Source organism: Bacillus sp. EKM501B (assembly GCF_011800505.1).
Classification (GTDB): Bacteria; Bacillota; Bacilli; order Bacillales; family Bacillaceae_G; genus Bacillus_A; species Bacillus_A cereus.
In genome coordinates this window covers 479517-498510 of the sequence record NZ_JAALFZ010000002.1, presented here as the reverse complement: position 1 = coordinate 498510, position 18994 = coordinate 479517, and the positions used below count along the sequence as shown (strand labels likewise).

Here is an 18994-nt window from a genome sequence, read left to right as displayed (position 1 = left end):
AGACTGCCATGAAGTGGCAGTCTTTAAGAACCGATAAATTTAATAACAGTTGCAATGATGAAAAGTGTTGCGAAAAAACCAAATGAGACGATAAATCCTACCCCTGAATCAATAGCGTCATTGCGTTTACTTTGAACGTTTTGTTCAAAATCATTCATTTAGAATCCCTCCCCAACATTCCACTTTAGTATAAAATATTGTCAGAAAAAAATCTACAATTTCCATATGAAGAGAAAACGAGCTTTTTTGTTACTTGTAAATCATGAAGTAATGTGAGTTTTTCGTTTCCAAGCATGTTAACAGTTGGCACTTATACTCAAATTTTTATTGCGAATAATAAAGGGAAGGTGATTACCGCACACCAATAAGAAACCCGGGGCTTATTGCGTGGCGTTTAATATAAATAAAGGGACGGGTTATAAAGCCTGTTCCTTTGTACTTGTAAAACAAAAGCTAGGGCATTAGTATAAATATATATTGCCAAGTTAGGGAGTAGGAAAAAGTATGAGTGATATACATAAAAAAATTAAAAAGAAACAGTTTGCTCCGTTATATTTAATATATGGAACGGAAGCTTTTTTTATAAATGAAACGATAAAGCTTATTACGACAGAAGCACTTGAAGAAGAAGATCGAGAGTTTAATGTTGTGACATACGATTTAGAAGAAGCGTATTTAGAAGATGTGGTTGAGGATGCGCGTACGCTTCCTTTCTTCGGAGAACGGAAAGTACTGTTAATAAAATCACCGCTATTTTTGACTTCGCAAAAAGAAAAGTTAGAGCAAAATATAAAAATTTTAGAAGAATACATTGGTGAACCTTCTCCATTTTCTATTCTTGTTTTTGTTGCGCCTTACGAAAAACTTGATGAGCGAAAAAAAATTACAAAACTATTAAAGAAAACAGCAGATGTAGTAGAAGCGAATGCAATGCAAGTACAGGATGTTCAGAAGTGGATTGTTGCTCGTGCAGATGAAGTGCATGTGCATATTGATAACGCGGCTGTTAGTTTGTTGCTAGAACTTGTGGGAAGTAATGTAACGATGTTGGCGAAGGAAATGGACAAGTTAACGTTATACGTTGGTATGGGCGGAGAGATTACGACGAAACTTGTTGCAGAGCTTGTGCCAAAATCAGTTGAGCAAAATGTATTTGCTTTGACAGAAAAAGTGGTGAAAAAAGATATTGCAGGTGCAATGCAAATTTTGGATGGATTATTTACGCAGCAGGAAGAGCCGATTAAATTGCTTGCGTTATTAGTGAGTCAATTCCGCTTGTTGTATCAAGTGAAAGAGCTACAGCAACGTGGTTATGGACAAAATCAAATTGCGTCTCATATTGGTGTACATCCGTATCGTGTAAAGTTAGCAATGAATCAAACGAAGTTTTTCTCTTTTGAAGAATTAAAAAAAGTGATTATAGAATTAGCGGAAGCTGATTATAGTATGAAGACGGGAAAGATGGATAAGAAGCTTGTGCTCGAATTTTTCTTAATGCGATTAAATCATATGTGATGACACAAAAAAGTTCATGCACTTAGTGCATGAACTTTTTTGTATATAAAAAAACGATCCAAATGGATCGTTTTTTAAACGCCTTACGCGTTTACTTGTTTCGCTAAGCGAGATTTTTGACGAGCTGCAGCGTTTTGGTGGATAAGACCTTTACGAGCTGCTTTGTCAAGTTTTTTAGAAGCAGTTTTGAAAGCTTCTTTAGCATTTTCAAGATCGTTATTAGTAACTAAAGCTTCTACAGTTTTAACAGCAGAACGCATGTCAGACTTGATAGAAGCGTTATGTGCACGACGCTCTTCGCTAAGTTTAGCGCGTTTGATAGCAGATTTGATGTTTGCCATACTTTTCACCTCCCTGGTGCAATCGAATGACTCGATTCTTACATAGAACAAGTGATATTCTATCAAACGGTGAAGAGAATTGCAATAGTATATCCATGAAATTTCACGTAAAGGAAAGAATGACCTTATATAACTTTGGGAAATCTAACGATATTTACTATGAATTACGGAGGAGATACGATGAAAGAACCATTAGATTTAAGTAAATATAGCATTAGAACTGACCTTGCTGTAGAAGCTCATCAAATGTTGCAAGAAAGCCAAGAAGAACAAAAAGGGATACAGGGAGTTATTGTAAAAGAGAGAGAAGAAGAAGGTACTATAATTACAAAAGTAACGATTGATGAAGCTGCCTCTGAAGCGATGGGGAAAAAACCTGGAAATTATTTAACACTTGAAGTACAAGGGATACGTCAGCAAGATACAGAACTTCAACAAAAAGTGGAGCGTATTTTTGCAAAAGAATTTTCTTGTTTCTTAGAAGAGGTTGGAGTTACAAAAGAAGCAAGCTGTTTAATTGTAGGTCTTGGGAATTGGAATGTAACACCAGATGCTCTTGGACCGATAGTTGTAGAGAATGTATTAGTAACGAGACATTTGTTTCAATTGCAGCCTGAAAGTGTAGAAGAAGGATTTAGGCCTGTTAGTGCAATTCGGCCGGGGGTAATGGGGATTACAGGAATCGAAACGAGCGATGTTATTTATGGAATTATTGAGAAGACGAACCCGGACTTTGTAATTGCAATTGATGCATTAGCTGCCCGTTCTATTGAACGAGTAAATAGCACGATACAAATTTCTGATACTGGAATCCATCCTGGTTCGGGGGTTGGGAATAAACGTAAAGAACTAAGTAAAGACACATTAGGTATCCCTGTTATCGCAATTGGTGTTCCGACTGTGGTCGATGCTGTTTCGATTACAAGTGATACGATTGATTTTATTTTGAAACATTTTGGTCGAGAGATGAAAGAAGGAAATAAACCTTCACGATCTTTGTTACCAGCGGGATTTTCATTTGGAGAAAAGAAAAAATTAACAGAAGAAGATATGCCGGATGAAAAGAGCAGAAATATGTTTTTAGGTGCTGTTGGTACATTGGAAGAAGAAGAAAAAAGAAGGCTGATTTATGAAGTGCTATCTCCTCTTGGTCATAATTTAATGGTAACCCCAAAAGAAGTAGATACTTTTATTGAGGATATGGCGAATGTAATAGCGAGTGGTTTAAATGCAGCGCTACATCATCAAATTGATCAAGATAATACGGGAGCATATACACATTGAGGGGAACAGATGATTATGGTTTGAGTCGCTTTGCGCTTTTGTGTATATGTAGTGTAGCTTTATGTTTACTTATGATGATAGCAGGAGTGGCACTTGCTAATCATGGTTTGAAAAGTATGAAAGGCTATCAGCAATTGTCATATGAACAAATAGCTCATATGACAGGGACAGAAAGTACAGGTGCTGAATCAGAAATTTTGGGTAGCTCGTTTTCGGCCTCAGAAAAACAACAGCAATTAGAACGTTTAAGAAGTTTTAATGTTGTAGAAGGAATTGGGATGGCGGTAGCAAGTGTAGCTTATGAAATGACGAAGTTCGGGACGGATATAGTTGTTGGGAAAATAAAAGGAATTTTTAGCTAAGAGTAACATGGGAGGCGGTTGTTTTACTGATTTGTAAGACAGCCGTTTTAAAATTTGAAAAGGGTTTGTCTCTTATGGTTTATTCGCATAAGATATAGATAGAATGATTTGTATCGTAAGCAGCACGAGTTTTCATTGAATCTTTGTTGCTCTATTGATATAATCAGTGCTAGTGTATATTGGCGAGACTATTAGGAGTTGAGAACATAGATGAATAAAGAAGAAAGAGCAAAAAGACAGTCCAAAATTCGTAATTTCTCTATTATTGCTCATATTGACCACGGAAAATCAACGTTAGCAGACCGTATTTTAGAGAAAACAAACGCGTTAACACAACGCGAAATGAAAGCTCAGTTGCTTGACTCTATGGATTTAGAGCGTGAGCGTGGTATTACAATCAAATTAAACGCAGTACAATTAAACTATAAAGCAAAAGATGGTGAAGAGTATATTCTTCATTTAATTGATACACCAGGACATGTCGACTTTACGTACGAAGTATCTCGTAGTTTAGCGGCTTGTGAAGGCGCGATTCTTGTAGTAGATGCAGCGCAAGGTATTGAAGCGCAAACGTTAGCAAACGTATACTTAGCGCTTGATAACAATTTAGAAATTTTACCAGTTATTAATAAAATCGACTTACCAAGTGCGGATCCAGAACGTGTACGTCAAGAGGTAGAAGATGTAATTGGTTTAGATGCATCAGAAGCGGTACTTGCTTCTGCGAAAGCTGGAATTGGTATTGAAGAAATTTTAGAACAAATTGTTGAAAAAGTACCAGCTCCTTCGGGTGATTCAGAAGAGCCATTACAATGTATGATTTTCGACTCTTTATATGATCCGTACCGCGGTGTAATTGCTTATATCCGTGTTGTAAATGGAACAGTAAAAGTTGGCGATAAAGTACGTATGATGGCAACGGGTAAAGAATTTGAAGTAACAGAAGTAGGTGTATTTACACCGAAAACTACGCAACGTGACGAGTTAACAGTAGGTGATGTAGGTTTCTTAGCAGCATCGATTAAAAATGTTGGTGACACACGTGTTGGTGATACGATTACGCATGCGAAACGTCCAGCTGCAGAGCCGTTAGCAGGTTACCGTAAGTTAAATCCGATGGTATTCTGTGGTCTGTATCCAATTGACTCTGCTCGTTATAACGATTTACGTGATGCATTAGAAAAATTAGAGTTAAACGATTCTGCTCTTGAGTTTGAACCAGAAACATCTCAAGCGCTAGGATTTGGTTTCCGTTGTGGTTTCTTAGGGCTTCTTCACATGGAAATCATTCAAGAACGTATTGAACGTGAATTTAAGATTGACTTAATTACAACAGCGCCAAGCGTTATTTATAAAGTTTATTTAACTAACGGTGAAGATGTTATTGTTGATAACCCATCTAATATGCCAGATCCACAGTCTATCGATCGTGTAGAAGAGCCGTTTGTGAAGGCTTCAATTATGGTTCCGAATGACTATGTTGGAGCTGTAATGGAGATTTGCCAAGGTAAACGTGGAACGTTTATTGATATGCAATATTTAGATGAAACGCGTGTTACATTAACATATGAAATCCCGTTATCAGAAATCGTATATGACTTCTTCGATCAATTGAAATCAAATACGAAAGGGTATGCATCATTTGACTACGAGTTAATTGGCTATAAACCATCTAAACTTGTGAAAATGGATATTCTTTTAAATAATGAACAAGTGGATGCTTTATCATTTATCGTACACCGTGATTCAGCGTATGACCGTGGTAAAGTAATCGTAGAGAAATTAAAAGAATTAATTCCGAGACAACAATTTGAAGTGCCAATTCAGGCGACTATCGGAAATAAAGTTGTAGCACGTTCTACAATTAAAGCGATGCGTAAAAACGTACTTGCAAAATGTTACGGCGGTGACATTTCTCGTAAGCGTAAACTTCTTGATAAGCAAAAAGAAGGTAAAAAACGTATGAAGTCTGTTGGTTCTGTAGAAGTACCGCAAGAGGCATTTATGGCTGTACTGAAAATGGATGACAACTAATATTTGAAATAAAAAAGAAGTCGTTTGTGCGGCTTCTTTTTTCTGTATAATTACTTTTTAGACATCTGAGCAGCTCTCATTTACAATAATGAGAGAGCTTTTTAGTTCATATAGAGTTAGGAGATTGTTAATGTCCGAAAATATTCGAAAAGATATTCAAGATAAAATACAAAATGGTAATTTTAATTGTGAAAAGGAATTGACGCTTTCTATTATTAGTGGAAAGTGGAAAGTTGTGATACTGTGGCATCTTGGTGTGGAAGGACCACATCGTTTCAGTGAATTACAACGGTTATTCCCAAGCATTTCTCATAAAGTTTTGTCGAACCAATTAAAAGAGTTAATGGAAGATGGAATTGTTGATCGGACAGTATATCCCGAAATTCCTCCTCGCGTTGAGTATTATATGACGGAACTAGGCATGTCACTTTTACCGATCGTTGAAATGATGTATGATTGGGGAAAAATGCGAATGGAACAAATTCGTAATACGTTAGAGAAGTAGAGAACCCTCCGGAGTGCGGAGGTTTTCTTTTTAGAAAGGTAGGAGTTATATTTGGTACAAGCTGCATATATTCATATTCCGTTTTGTCAGCACATTTGTCACTATTGTGATTTTAATAAAGTGTTTATTGAACGCCAACCGGTTGATCAATATTTAGATTATTTAGAGAAGGAAATAATAAATACGGTTCAAAAAGTTCCGTTTGATAGTATAAAAACGATTTTTGTGGGCGGGGGAACTCCGACAGCGTTAAATATGGAACAGACAAAAAAATTACTCGAGATTATTAATCGTCATTTGCGTCCGTTCGCCCCAAATTGTGAATTAACATTTGAAGCGAATCCAGGAGATCTGCCGAAAGAGAAGTTGAATGTACTGCTAGAAGGTGGAGTGAATCGAATTAGTTTTGGTGTGCAAACGTTCCGTGATGAACTGCTTGAGAAAATCGGGCGCAAGCATACGAGGGAAGATGCATTCCTCGCGATTCGAGAAGCACAGGAAGTAGGATTTAAAAATATTAATGTAGATATTATTTATGCTTTGCCAGGACAGACGATAGAAGATGTAAAAGAAACATTAGATATTGCTTTTACGCTTGGTGTACAACATTTCTCTGCATATTCATTAATTGTGGAACCTAAAACAGTGTTTTATAACTTAATGAACAAAGGGAAATTGCGTCTTCCGGGTGAAGACCATGAAGCGAAAATGTATGAAATAGTAATGGATGAAATGGAGAAACACGGTTATAACCAGTATGAAATTAGTAATTTCTCAAAAGGTGACAATAAAAGTAGACATAATCTCACATACTGGAATAATGAAGAGTATTATGGATTTGGAGCTGGAGCTCATAGTTATGTGAACGGGGAACGTATTCAAAATGTAGGTCCGCTGAAGCAATATTTTAATAAAATTGATGAAACAGGATTTCCGTATTTAGATGTTCACAAAGTGACGGAGAAAGAAAGAATGGAAGAAGAGCTGTTCTTAGGGCTTCGAAAAACAAAAGGTGTTTCTAAAACGGCGTTCCGCAATAAATTTAATGTAGAGATGGATCAAGTTTTCGCGAAGCAGTTACAAAGCAACCAAGAGCAGGGATTGCTTGAAGAGGAAGATGGACATGTGCGTTTAACGCGAAAAGGAAAATTATTAGGGAATGAAGTATTCCAATCATTTTTGATTGACTAATTAAATGTTCCATAGGCGTGAAAAAGTTTCATTATTTCGTGACGTTTCCGTTGACAATTGAATGTCAATTTTGGTAAGTTATTAATAGATTTAGCACTCAAAGACAAAGAGTGCTAACAGAGGTGATGATGAGATGCTTACGGAACGTCAGCTCTTAATTTTACAAACAATTATTGATGACTTTATTGGATCAGCGCAGCCCGTTGGGTCTAGAACGTTGGCTAAAAAAGATGAAATTACATTTAGTTCAGCTACTATTCGAAATGAAATGGCGGACTTAGAAGAATTAGGTTTTATTGAAAAAACGCACAGTTCTTCTGGACGTGTTCCTTCTGAGAAAGGCTACCGATTTTATGTAGACCATCTTTTAGCACCGCAAAACTTACCGAACGCTGAAATTGTACAAATTAAAGATTTATTTGCTGAAAGAATTTTTGAAGCGGAAAAAATTGCACAACAATCTGCTCAAATTTTATCAGAACTTACGAATTATACGGCCATTGTTCTTGGACCGAAGTTAAGTACAAATAAACTTAAAAATGTACAAATTGTGCCGCTTGATCGTCAAACTGCTGTCGCTATTATTGTAACCGATACAGGGCATGTACAAAGTAAAACGATTACCGTTCCGGAATCTGTTGATTTATCAGATTTAGAAAAAATGGTTAATATTTTAAATGAAAAGCTATCTGGCGTACCGATGGAAGAACTTCATAATAAAATCTTTAAGGAGATTGTTACAGTTTTACGTGGGTATGTTCATAATTACGATAGTGCAATAAAAATGTTGGATGGTACATTTCAAGTTCCGTTATCGGAAAAGATATACTTTGGAGGAAAAGCAAATATGCTTTCGCAGCCAGAGTTCCATGACATTCAAAAGGTTAGATCTTTACTTACCATGATTGATAATGAAGCCGAATTTTATGACATTTTGCGTCATAAACAAGTCGGGATTCAAGTGAAAATTGGTAGGGAAAACTCTTCGACGGCTATGGAGGATTGTAGTTTAATTTCTGCAACATATTCAATCGGCGAAGAGCAACTTGGAACAATTGCTATTTTAGGTCCTACGAGAATGCAATATTCTCGTGTAATTAGTTTGTTACAGTTATTTACGAGACAATTTACTGATGGACTTAAAAAGTAAATGAGAGTAATACATTCGCTCAAGTGATGAAATTTTCATTGCTGTGTGTAATATATAATGCTTAGGTAATCATGCTATGCATGATACCTAATACCTTTTAAGGAGGTGAATATTGTGGAAGAGCGTAACGAACAAGTGGTAGAAGAAGTAAAAGAAGCGCAAGTTGAAGAAGCTGTCACGCCAGAAAACAGTGAAGAAACTGTAGAAGAAAAAAGTGAGGCTGCTCTTTTACAAGAAAAAGTAGATGAGCTACAAGCGAAACTAACGGAAACGGAAGGTCGCACATTACGTCTACAAGCTGATTTTGAAAATTATAAGCGCCGTGTCCAAATGGATAAACAGGCTGCTGAAAAATATAGAGCACAAAGTCTAGTTTCAGACATCTTGCCAGCTCTTGATAATTTTGAAAGAGCAATGCAAGTGGAAGCGACTGATGAGCAAACGAAATCCTTGTTACAAGGTATGGAAATGGTGCATCGTCAATTGTTAGAAGCGCTGACTAAAGAAGGTGTGGAAGTGATTGAAGCTGTTGGTAAACAGTTTGATCCTAATGAACACCAAGCTATTATGCAAGTGGAAGATAGTGAATTTGAATCAAACGCGGTTGTGGAAGAATTCCAAAAAGGTTATAAACTAAAAGACCGTGTGATTCGCCCATCAATGGTAAAAGTAAATCAATAATTTACATAAAACTAGGAGGATTCGCCATGAGTAAAATTATCGGTATTGACTTAGGTACAACAAACTCTTGTGTAGCTGTTATGGAAGGTGGAGAACCAAAGGTTATCCCAAATCCAGAAGGAAACCGTACAACACCTTCTGTTGTAGCTTTCAAAAATGAAGAACGTCAAGTTGGGGAAGTTGCAAAGCGCCAAGCAATTACAAACCCAAATACAATCATGTCTGTTAAACGTCATATGGGTACAGACTACAAAGTAGAAGTTGAAGGTAAAGATTATACACCTCAAGAAATTTCTGCAATCATTTTACAAAACTTAAAAGCTTCTGCTGAAGCATACTTAGGTGAAACAGTAACGAAAGCTGTTATTACAGTACCTGCATACTTCAACGATGCAGAGCGTCAAGCAACGAAAGATGCTGGTCGTATCGCTGGTTTAGAAGTTGAGCGTATTATTAACGAGCCAACAGCAGCAGCACTTGCTTACGGTTTAGAAAAACAAGACGAAGAACAAAAAATCTTAGTATATGACTTAGGTGGCGGTACATTTGACGTATCTATCCTTGAGTTAGCAGACGGCACATTCGAAGTTATTTCAACTGCTGGTGACAACCGTCTTGGTGGCGATGACTTTGACCAAGTTATCATCGATCACTTAGTAGCTGAGTTCAAAAAAGAAAATAACATTGATTTAAGCCAAGATAAAATGGCGCTTCAACGCTTGAAAGATGCAGCTGAAAAAGCGAAAAAAGATCTTTCTGGTGTAACACAAACTCAAATTTCATTACCATTCATTAGTGCTGGAGCTGCTGGTCCATTACACTTAGAATTAACGTTAACAAGAGCGAAATTCGAAGAGCTTTCAGCAGGTCTTGTTGAAAGAACATTAGAGCCAACTCGTCGTGCATTAAAAGACGCTGGTTTTGCTCCAAGCGAATTAGATAAAGTTATTCTTGTTGGTGGATCTACTCGTATCCCAGCTGTACAAGAAGCTATTAAACGTGAAACTGGTAAAGAGCCATATAAAGGTGTAAACCCTGATGAAGTTGTAGCATTAGGTGCTGCAGTTCAAGGTGGCGTACTTACTGGTGATGTAGAAGGCGTTCTATTATTAGACGTAACTCCACTTTCTTTAGGTATTGAAACTATGGGTGGCGTGTTCACGAAATTAATCGAGCGTAACACTACAATTCCAACAAGTAAGTCACAAGTATTCTCGACAGCTGCTGATAATCAACCAGCAGTAGACATTCACGTATTACAAGGTGAGCGTCCAATGTCAGCTGACAACAAAACGTTAGGTCGTTTCCAATTAACTGACCTTCCACCAGCACCACGTGGTATTCCACAAATCGAAGTAACATTCGATATTGATGCGAACGGTATCGTTAACGTACGTGCGAAAGACTTAGGAACAAGCAAAGAGCAAGCTATTACAATCCAATCTTCTTCAGGTCTTTCTGATGAAGAAGTAGAACGTATGGTACAAGAAGCGGAAGCAAATGCTGACGCTGACCAAAAACGTAAGGAAGAAGTAGAACTTCGTAACGAAGCTGACCAACTTGTATTCCAAACAGACAAAGTTGTAAAAGATTTAGAAGGTAAAGTAGATGCAGCTGAAGTTGCAAAAGCAACAGAAGCGAAAGAAGCATTACAAGCTGCAATTGAGAAAAACGAGCTTGAAGAAATTCGTGCGAAAAAAGATGCTTTACAAGAAATCGTACAACAATTAACTGTTAAATTATACGAGCAGGCTCAAGCAGCTGCCGGTCAAGCAGAAGGTGCGCAAGGTGCACAAGACGCTGGCGCAAAGAAAGACAATGTAGTTGACGCTGAGTTTGAAGAAGTAAAAGAAGACAAGTAATTCAACTGTAAACATAATAAGTAAGATGACAAAAAGTCAAAGTCAAGCGTGCCTTGACTTTGGCTTTTTTCACGAATGAGAAGCGATGTGTGAGGATCTTAAGTTTTTCGCTTTGCATACTGTAAGTGAGGAAACTTTGTTGCAAAGCACTTTCTTTCGGTGTTAAAATTACGTTTATGTGAAAGATTCGGGGGTTGTAAATTTATGAGTAAACGAGACTATTATGAGGTCCTTGGACTTAGCAAGGGCGCTTCAACAGATGAAATTAAAAAAGCGTATCGTCGTTTGGCTAAAAAATACCATCCAGACGTAAGCAAAGAAGAAAATGCAATTGAAAAGTTTAAAGAAGTACAAGAAGCATACGAAGTGTTAAGTGATGATCAAAAGCGTGCACAGTACGATCAATTTGGTCATGCTGGTGCAAATCAAGGATTCGGTGGATTTGGCGGCGGAGGAGACTTCGGCGGTGGCTTCGGTTTTGAAGATATATTTAGTTCTTTCTTTGGCGGTGGCGGCGGCAGACGTCGTGATCCAAATGCTCCGCGCCAAGGTGCTGACTTACAATATCAAGTCACTTTAGATTTTGAAGAAGCTATTTTTGGTAAGGAATTAAATGTGGAAATTCCAGTAGAAGATCCATGTGATACTTGTAAAGGTAGTGGAGCAAAACCAGGAACTTCAAAAGAAACATGTAAACATTGTTCAGGCTCTGGTCAAGTGAGTGTAGAACAAAACACACCGTTTGGTCGTATCGTAAACCGTCAAGCTTGTGGTCATTGTTCAGGAACTGGACAAATTATTAAAGAAAAATGTACGACATGTCACGGTTCAGGTAAAGTTCGTAAACGTAAAAAAATCAATGTTAAAATTCCAGCGGGTATCGATAATGGTCAACAAATTCGTGTGTCTGGAAAAGGTGAAGCCGGCGTAAATGGCGGACCAGCAGGAGACTTATATGTTGTCGTTCATGTAAGAAATCATGAATTCTTCGAGCGTGAAGGAGATCACATTATTTGCGAAATGCCATTAACATTTGCGCAAATGGCGCTTGGTGATGAAGTGGAAGTTCCTACTGTTCATGGTAAAGTGAAGCTGAAAATTCCAGCAGGAACACAAACTGGAACAGAATTCCGCTTAAAAGGAAAAGGTGCTCCGAACGTACGTGGATACGGCCAAGGAGATCAATATGTAGTCGTTCGTGTTGTTGTACCGACGAAATTGACTTCGCAGCAAAAAGATTTATTACGTGAATTTGCAGGACAAGAAGAGCAGGATGATAGTTTATTCGGAAAGCTTAAACGTGCTTTCAAAGGGGAATAATGGAAATAAAAAATGGAGTTGGTAAATTGTGAAATGGTCAGAAATTAGTATTCATACAACAGAAGAAGCAGTAGAAGCTGTCTCTCATATTTTACATGAAGCTGGTGCTAGTGGAGTTGCGATTGAGGATCCAGCGGAGTTAACGAAAGAGCGCGAGCAACAATATGGTGAAATTTATGCATTGAACCCAGATGAATATCCGGCGGAAGGTGTATTAATAAAAGCGTATTTCCCGCAAACGGATTCTTTACATGAAACGATTGCAGGTGTAAAATCATCTATTGATGTGCTTCCATCTTACGACATCGAAATTGGTACTGGAAATATTACCGTTAACGAAGTCAATGAAGAAGATTGGGCTACTGCTTGGAAAAAATATTACCATCCAGTACAAATTTCTGATACATTCACAATCGTACCGACTTGGGAAGAATATACACCATCTTCTCCTGATGAAAAAATCATTGAATTAGACCCGGGTATGGCGTTTGGTACAGGAACTCATCCGACAACAACGATGTGTATCCGTGCTTTAGAAAAAACAGTACAGCCAGGTGACACTATTATTGATGTAGGAACAGGTTCTGGTGTACTTAGTATTGCGGCTGCAAAATTAGGTGCGTCTTCTGTTCAAGCATATGATTTAGATCCGGTTGCGGTTGAAAGTGCAGAAATGAATGTACGTTTAAATAAAACAGATGATATCGTGTCTGTTGGACAAAATAGTCTTTTAGAAGGCATTGAAGGTCCTGTTGATTTAATCGTAGCTAACTTATTAGCAGAAATTATTCTATTATTCCCTGAAGATGCAGCAAGAGTTGTGAAGTCAGGTGGATTATTTATTACATCGGGCATTATTGCTGCGAAGGAAAAAGTAATTTCTGAGGCGTTAGAACAAGCTGGATTTACAATTGAAGAAGTGTTACGAATGGAAGATTGGGTAGCAATTATTGCACGAAATGCGTAATATAGATTTTAGTCTATAATGAAAAGGGGAGTCTCTCACTATAAGGTGAGAGACTTGCCGTTTGTTATATGAAAAATGATAACGTTTCGTTCTTTTCGTAAGTGTTGACTTACGAAAGGAACGAAACTCTACTAAGGTGATTATATGCAACGTTATTTTGTAGAAGAGAAATATGTAAATGAGACAAGTATTCGCATTGTAGGTGATGACGTACATCATATCGCAAGAGTGATGCGTATGTCAGCTGGTGATCATATTTATTGCTGTGTAAACGGAAAAACAGCAGTATGTTCAATTGATGAAATTACCAGTGAATTTATTAATACGGCTATTGTAGAATGGGTAGAGGCGTCAAGTGAACTTCCTGTTTTCGTGACGATTGCAAGTGGACTGCCAAAAGGAGACAAGCTAGAGTTAATTTTTCAAAAAGGAACTGAGCTTGGGGCAGCTGCATTCTTACCATTTCAAGCATCTCGCTCTATCGTAAAATGGGATGCGAAAAAAGCTGATAAAAAAGTTGAGCGTTTAAGAAAAATTGTGAAAGAAGCTGCGGAACAATCACATAGAAGTGAAATTCCAGAAGTACATGCTCCGGCATCATTTAAGCAATTGCTTTCAATGAGTGGTGAGTATGATGTTTGTCTTGTTGCTTACGAAGAGGAAGCAAAACAAGGTGAGAAATCTAATTTTGCGAAAGCTTTAACGACAATGAAACCAGGTCAAAAGCTATTGATTGTATTTGGCCCAGAAGGCGGTTTAGCTGAGGAAGAGATTACAGCGCTTCGTGAACATAAATTTGTACCATGTAGTTTAGGACCAAGAATTTTAAGAACAGAAACGGCGCCGTTATACGCGTTAAGTGCTGCTTCGTATCATTTTGAATTGATGGGGTGATGATCAATGTCAACTGTTGCGTTCCATACGTTAGGTTGTAAAGTAAACCACTATGAAACAGAAGCCATTTGGCAATTGTTTAAACAAGGTGGTTATGAAAGAACAGAATATGAAAAGAAAGCTGATGTATATGTTATTAATACATGTACAGTAACGAATACTGGGGACAAAAAAAGCCGTCAAGTAATCAGACGTGCTGTGCGTCAAAATCCAGATGCAGTTATTTGCGTAACGGGATGTTATGCACAAACATCTCCAGCTGAAATTATGGCGATTCCGGGTGTAGATATTGTAGTTGGTACACAGGATCGTGAAAAGATGTTAGGTTACATCGAAGAATTCCGTAAAGAGCGTCAACCAATTAATGCTGTCCGTAATATTATGAAAACACGTGTGTACGAAGAACTTGATGTACCTTATTTCACGGATCGTACACGTGCGTCTTTAAAAATACAAGAGGGTTGCAATAACTTCTGTACATTCTGTATCATTCCTTGGGCGCGTGGTTTAATGCGTTCTCGTGATGGAAAAGAAGTTATTAAACAAGCACAACAATTAGTGGATGCAGGCTATAAAGAAATCGTATTAACGGGTATTCATACAGGTGGATACGGCGAAGACATAAAAGATTATAACTTAGCTGGATTACTTCGTGATATGGAAGCGGAAGTAGGCGGATTAAAACGTCTTCGTATTTCTTCTATTGAAGCGAGTCAAATTTCAGATGAAGTAATTGAAGTGTTAGATAAATCTGAAGTAGTTGTACGCCACTTGCATATTCCGTTGCAATCTGGTTCTAATACTGTATTAAAACGTATGCGTCGTAAATATACGATGGAGTTCTTCCAAGAGCGTTTAGATCGTTTGAAAGAAGCGTTACCAGGCCTTGCGATTACATCTGACGTAATCGTTGGTTTCCCAGGTGAAACAGAAGAAGAATTCATGGAAACATACAATTTCATTAAAGAGAACCGCTTCTCTGAGTTACATGTGTTCCCTTACTCAAAACGTACAGGAACACCTGCAGCGCGCATGGAAGATCAAGTTCCTGAAGATGTGAAGAATGATCGTGTTCATCGTTTAATTGAGCTATCTAATCAATTAGCGAAAGAATATGCATCAGCGTTTGAAGGTGAAGTGCTTGAAATCATTCCAGAAGAGCAATTTAAAGACGGCGACCGTGAAGGGTTATATGTAGGGTATACAGATAACTACTTAAAAATTGTATTTGAAGGATCAGAAGAATTAATTGGTAAGCTAGTGAAAGTGAAAATTACGAAAGCTGGTTATCCATATAACGAAGCGCAATTTGTTCGTGTTCTTGAAGATGATGTAAAAAAAGAATCAGCTAGCGCATAAAAAGAGCGTGCAACCGGAAACGGTTTGCATGCTTTCTTTATTTGAAGCGCTTAAGTACTATAAGGTGGGGAGGCGTTTCATGCATCCCTGTATGAAAAAAGATGAAATGATAAAAATATAGTTGTCTTCATCAGTAAAGGATACTAGCTATTTGCATAACTTTTGAAAAGGAAATGCTTCTATTCTTCTTTTATTCTGCCAAATAGTTGACCTGAAGTGATAAAATGTATTATAATCGTAAAAGACATGCTGAAGAAGTGTTTCTTTTTGCATGCTGAAGTTAGTATGTAAGTGTGATGTTTCGGAGGGAGGGAAAGAGAATGTCAAAAACAGTCGTTCGTAAAAACGAGTCTTTGGAGGATGCACTTCGCCGTTTTAAAAGATCGGTTTCTAAAACTGGTACACTTGCTGAAGCAAGAAAGCGCGAGTTTTATGAAAAACCAAGTGTAAAACGTAAGAAGAAATCTGAAGCGGCAAGAAAGCGTAAATTCTAAGAGAGGGTGTAAGTTATGAGTCTTCTCGGTCGTTTAAACGATGATATGAAACAAGCGATGAAGAATAAACAAAAAGAAAAATTAACCGTTATTCGTATGGTTAAGGCTGCTTTACAAAATGAAGGTATTAAACTGCAACATACTCTTACTGAAGAAGAGGAAATAACAGTTTTAGCTCGTGAAGTAAAACAGTATAAGGACTCCCTCCTTGAATTTAAAAAAGCTGGTCGTGAAGACCTTGTTAATAAACTGCAAAGTGAAATTCAGATTTTAAGCGCATATTTGCCAGAGCAATTAACTGAAGAAGAACTAGTTGATGTAATCAAGCAAGTTATTTCTGAAGTTGGTGCGACTTCTAAAGCAGATATGGGTAAGGTGATGACTGCTGTTATGCCGAAAGTAAAAGGTAAAACAGACGGATCACTTGTGAATAAGCTGGTTATCCAGCTATTAGCGTAAAAAAACGTCTCATTTCGTATGAGACGTTTTTTTATTGTTCTTATTAAGGAGAAACGCTATATTGCTTAAAAAGGGTTTCTATAAGTGATAGAAACCCCTCTAGTTAAAGTTTCAATTTATTATTTCCTTGTATAATTCCGATTCTACACCTATTCTTACTTCCTTGACTAAAACTTCTTTCGCAAATAAAAGCTAAGTACCGAACCTTCTGAAAATCAGATTGAAGTTTTATAGCTTGCTCTTCAGCATAATCCTCAAAGGTAACGAAAGAGATTCTAACTATTTTAGATTTTGCATCAGTTGCATAAAATGGCCGGATATTACTGTCGATAATTTGTTTTATAACATTCGAAATTTCTTGACTAAAGCCAATTTACTTTCGTATTTCCTCATTTATTAATTCATTTTTTAATGAACCCTAATATTTTTTGAAATTCATATAACAACCATCTATAAAATATTCTTACTTACAACGTAACATTCAGAGTGGAGAAATTTTCTTTTTTTTGATTTTATCCCTCATTAACGGGCAGCCCGATTGGTGAGGGGGGATTAAAGTTTCACTTTATCTCATTTGTCCAATAAATGACAACTACTTATTCTATGGTCAGTATGTCACATCCAGAACGAATTGTAACAGTTTTTTTCAAGTTTCTAACTTCTCGCTAGGCTCAATTTCTTAATGTAACTTGTACTGATATCCTGTAGGGGCGCATATTCTTGTATTAATACTTCTATTATTAAAGGTAACATCCTCTGATCCATCATTGTCCTGACAAATATGATTTCATATAGCGACTGTTTTAATTAACATGATATGAACTCTTACAGAATATAGTTATGTTAGTGAAGTCGTTATAACACGATAGGCACTTGTGAAGAAATACATATATATGGGATGAGAGGGGGTCTTTCGAGATGAAGAAATTAGAACAAATGAAAAATTGGTTGACAAAACAAGTAGACCTACCAGTGGATGTATTAATGGATCTACCTCGGATTACTCTTGTTGGGCAAATACATATTTATATAGAAAATCATCGGGGGTTATTAGTGTTTTCAGATAAAGAAGTGCGATTGCTTTTAAAACACGGTCAATTATTAATTAAAGGACAATCCTTTGTTATTAAAACGATTCTTCCAGAAGAGCTTTTGCTCGAAGGGATAATTGAGCAAGTAACATTTTTAGAAAATGAAAAAAAAGGTGATTGAAGTGAAACTTCCATTTGTGAAGTTTTTCTTCTTTATCCTGTAAAAGTTCCGTTGATAGAGACTGATTACAGTTTTACTCGGTTTCATTTTAGTACGAGCTATTTTAATGTTTCAAATAAAAAGTAGTATATCTACTTTTAGAAAGGTAGTGAAGGTGGTAAATGAAAAATAAATGGTTTATAAAGTGGCTTGGATATGTAAAAGTGCGAATTGAAGGTAGAGGAGCGGAACGGTTTGTTAATGAATGTGTACGGAGGAATTTATTAGTTTGGGATGTTAAAAAGATAGCTGATGAAACGTTAGTTTTTTGTATGTTGTTACGCGATGTGAAAAAAATAAAACCAATTTATAGAAAAAATGAATGTAAATTATATTTTATTGGACGTTATGGTTTTCCTTTTTGGAATAAGCGTTTAATTAAAAATAGTGGATTTTTAATTGGTTTTTTAATTTTCTTTTTTGGTGTGATTGCAATGTCAAATATGGTTTGGAAAATTGAAATTACAGGAGCAAAACCTGAAACGGAATATATATTGATGAAAGAATTGGATAAAATGGGTATTAAAAAAGGGAAACTACAATTTCAAATGCCGAATGTAGAAGATGTACAACGCCATTTGACAGATAATATTAATGCCATTACTTGGGCGGGACTAGAAGTAAGAGGAACGACGTATCATTTTAAAATTGTTGAAAAAAACGAACCGAAGAAAGAAAAGGAACAAAGGCCGCAAAATTTAGTAGCAAAAAAAGAAGCGATTATTACAAAGACGTTCGTAGAAGTTGGAAAGCCGGTTGTACTGAAAAATGATCATGTAGAAAAAGGGCAGATTCTCGTATCAGGAATATATGGTAATGAGGAAAGTCCGACGATTGTTTCAGCGAAAGGTATTGTGTATGGAGAAACGTGGTATACATCTAAGGTGGATGTCCCGTTAAAGACGCAATTCCAAGTGTATACTGGTAATGTATACAATGAACATTTTCTTAAATTTGGGGATACGAAAATAAAAATATGGGGATTTCAGCATGATAAGTATAAACGCTCTCGTACTGAAAGTGTAAAGCATGATGTGAAATTATTTGGTTTTACACTGCCGATTGCATATGAAAAAGATGTTGTGAGAGAAGAGGAAGAAGCGAATCGAGAATATACAGAAAAGCAAGCGCTGAAAGTAGCGAAAGAGATGGCCGAAAAAGAACTAAAGAAAAAATTGGATGAACATGCTATGATTGTAAGTGATAAGATTTTGAGTAAAGAGGTTGAGGCGGGTCAACTAAAGGTCACATTGCATTATACTGTGGTTGAAAATATTGCAGAGCCACAACCAATATCCGAATCCGATATTCAAGGAGACTGAGTA

Annotated in this window: 19 protein-coding genes; 17 read left to right on the top strand and 2 right to left on the bottom strand. The window is 36.9% G+C overall.

What is annotated here, in order from left to right:
- Nucleotides 1-23: 23 nt before the first annotated feature.
- Nucleotides 24-158, bottom strand: a complete 135-nt coding sequence (locus tag HFD78_RS07385) for a YqzM family protein (protein WP_000997609.1) — start codon at nt 156-158, stop codon at nt 24-26.
- Between the two features lie 346 nt (nt 159-504).
- Here HFD78_RS07385 and holA point away from each other — a divergent pair, with 346 nt between their 5' ends.
- Nucleotides 505-1515, top strand: coding sequence for a DNA polymerase III subunit delta (holA, locus tag HFD78_RS07380; protein WP_001279908.1), 1011 nt, complete (start codon nt 505-507; stop codon nt 1513-1515).
- An 83-nt stretch (nt 1516-1598) separates the two neighbouring features.
- Here holA and rpsT read toward each other — a convergent pair whose 3' ends face one another.
- Nucleotides 1599-1856 (bottom strand): 30S ribosomal protein S20, encoded by a 258-nt coding sequence (gene rpsT, locus HFD78_RS07375; protein ID WP_001274011.1) that lies wholly within the window; start codon nt 1854-1856, stop codon nt 1599-1601.
- A gap of 180 nt (nt 1857-2036) precedes the next feature.
- On the opposite strand from rpsT, the gene gpr reads away from it, so the two are divergent.
- The 16 genes from gpr (at nt 2037) to yqfD (ending at nt 18991) form a co-directional block, all read left to right on the top strand.
- The gene (gpr, locus tag HFD78_RS07370) at nt 2037-3140 is read left to right on the top strand and encodes a GPR endopeptidase (RefSeq protein WP_000662616.1); all 1104 of its coding nucleotides are present in this window, start codon (nt 2037-2039) and stop codon (nt 3138-3140) included.
- The gene (locus tag HFD78_RS07365; protein ID WP_001215034.1) at nt 3137-3502 is read left to right on the top strand and encodes a YqxA family protein; all 366 of its coding nucleotides are present in this window, start codon (nt 3137-3139) and stop codon (nt 3500-3502) included. Before gpr ends, HFD78_RS07365 begins: the two co-directional genes overlap by 4 nt.
- 210 nt (nt 3503-3712) lie before the next feature.
- A complete protein-coding gene (lepA, locus tag HFD78_RS07360) occupies nt 3713-5536 on the top strand; it encodes an elongation factor 4 (RefSeq protein WP_001030951.1) in 1824 nt (607 codons plus the stop codon).
- 130 nt (nt 5537-5666) lie between these two features.
- Nucleotides 5667-6041 (top strand): winged helix-turn-helix transcriptional regulator, encoded by a 375-nt coding sequence (locus HFD78_RS07355; protein ID WP_001293539.1) that lies wholly within the window; start codon nt 5667-5669, stop codon nt 6039-6041.
- A 51-nt stretch (nt 6042-6092) separates the two neighbouring features.
- Entirely contained in the window at nt 6093-7232 is a 1140-nt protein-coding gene (hemW, locus tag HFD78_RS07350; RefSeq protein WP_000249427.1) for a radical SAM family heme chaperone HemW, read from the top strand.
- Nucleotides 7233-7365: 133 nt separating this feature from the next.
- The gene (gene hrcA, locus HFD78_RS07345; protein WP_000954941.1) at nt 7366-8382 is read left to right on the top strand and encodes a heat-inducible transcriptional repressor HrcA; all 1017 of its coding nucleotides are present in this window, start codon (nt 7366-7368) and stop codon (nt 8380-8382) included.
- Nucleotides 8383-8496: 114 nt separating this feature from the next.
- Nucleotides 8497-9063 carry a nucleotide exchange factor GrpE gene (gene grpE / locus HFD78_RS07340; RefSeq protein WP_000392711.1) on the top strand — a complete coding sequence of 189 codons (567 nt, stop codon included), beginning with the start codon at nt 8497-8499 and terminating at the stop codon, nt 9061-9063.
- A gap of 26 nt (nt 9064-9089) precedes the next feature.
- The gene (gene dnaK, locus HFD78_RS07335) at nt 9090-10925 is read left to right on the top strand and encodes a chaperone protein DnaK (RefSeq protein WP_000034700.1); all 1836 of its coding nucleotides are present in this window, start codon (nt 9090-9092) and stop codon (nt 10923-10925) included.
- A gap of 204 nt (nt 10926-11129) precedes the next feature.
- Nucleotides 11130-12245: a chaperone protein DnaJ gene (gene dnaJ / locus HFD78_RS07330; protein ID WP_000043947.1), complete on the top strand. Its 1116-nt coding sequence runs from the start codon at nt 11130-11132 to the stop codon at nt 12243-12245.
- Between the two features lie 28 nt (nt 12246-12273).
- A complete protein-coding gene (gene prmA / locus HFD78_RS07325; protein ID WP_000872103.1) occupies nt 12274-13212 on the top strand; it encodes a 50S ribosomal protein L11 methyltransferase in 939 nt (312 codons plus the stop codon).
- 144 nt (nt 13213-13356) lie between these two features.
- Complete coding sequence (locus tag HFD78_RS07320; RefSeq protein WP_001190159.1) at nt 13357-14106, top strand: 16S rRNA (uracil(1498)-N(3))-methyltransferase; 750 nt, start codon at nt 13357-13359, stop codon at nt 14104-14106.
- A 6-nt stretch (nt 14107-14112) separates the two neighbouring features.
- Nucleotides 14113-15465, top strand: a complete 1353-nt coding sequence (mtaB, locus tag HFD78_RS07315; protein ID WP_000108679.1) for a tRNA (N(6)-L-threonylcarbamoyladenosine(37)-C(2))-methylthiotransferase MtaB — start codon at nt 14113-14115, stop codon at nt 15463-15465.
- A gap of 320 nt (nt 15466-15785) precedes the next feature.
- On the top strand, nt 15786-15959 hold the full coding sequence (gene rpsU / locus HFD78_RS07310) for a 30S ribosomal protein S21 (protein ID WP_000048061.1): 174 nt from the start codon (nt 15786-15788) through the stop codon (nt 15957-15959).
- Nucleotides 15960-15974: 15 nt separating this feature from the next.
- Nucleotides 15975-16418, top strand: coding sequence for a GatB/YqeY domain-containing protein (locus HFD78_RS07305; protein WP_000054562.1), 444 nt, complete (start codon nt 15975-15977; stop codon nt 16416-16418).
- A gap of 918 nt (nt 16419-17336) precedes the next feature.
- Nucleotides 17337-17630 (top strand): sporulation protein YqfC, encoded by a 294-nt coding sequence (gene yqfC, locus HFD78_RS07300; RefSeq protein ID WP_000732269.1) that lies wholly within the window; start codon nt 17337-17339, stop codon nt 17628-17630.
- A 161-nt stretch (nt 17631-17791) separates the two neighbouring features.
- Nucleotides 17792-18991 (top strand): sporulation protein YqfD, encoded by a 1200-nt coding sequence (yqfD, locus tag HFD78_RS07295; RefSeq protein WP_000792499.1) that lies wholly within the window; start codon nt 17792-17794, stop codon nt 18989-18991.
- Nucleotides 18992-18994: the final 3 nt, after the last annotated feature.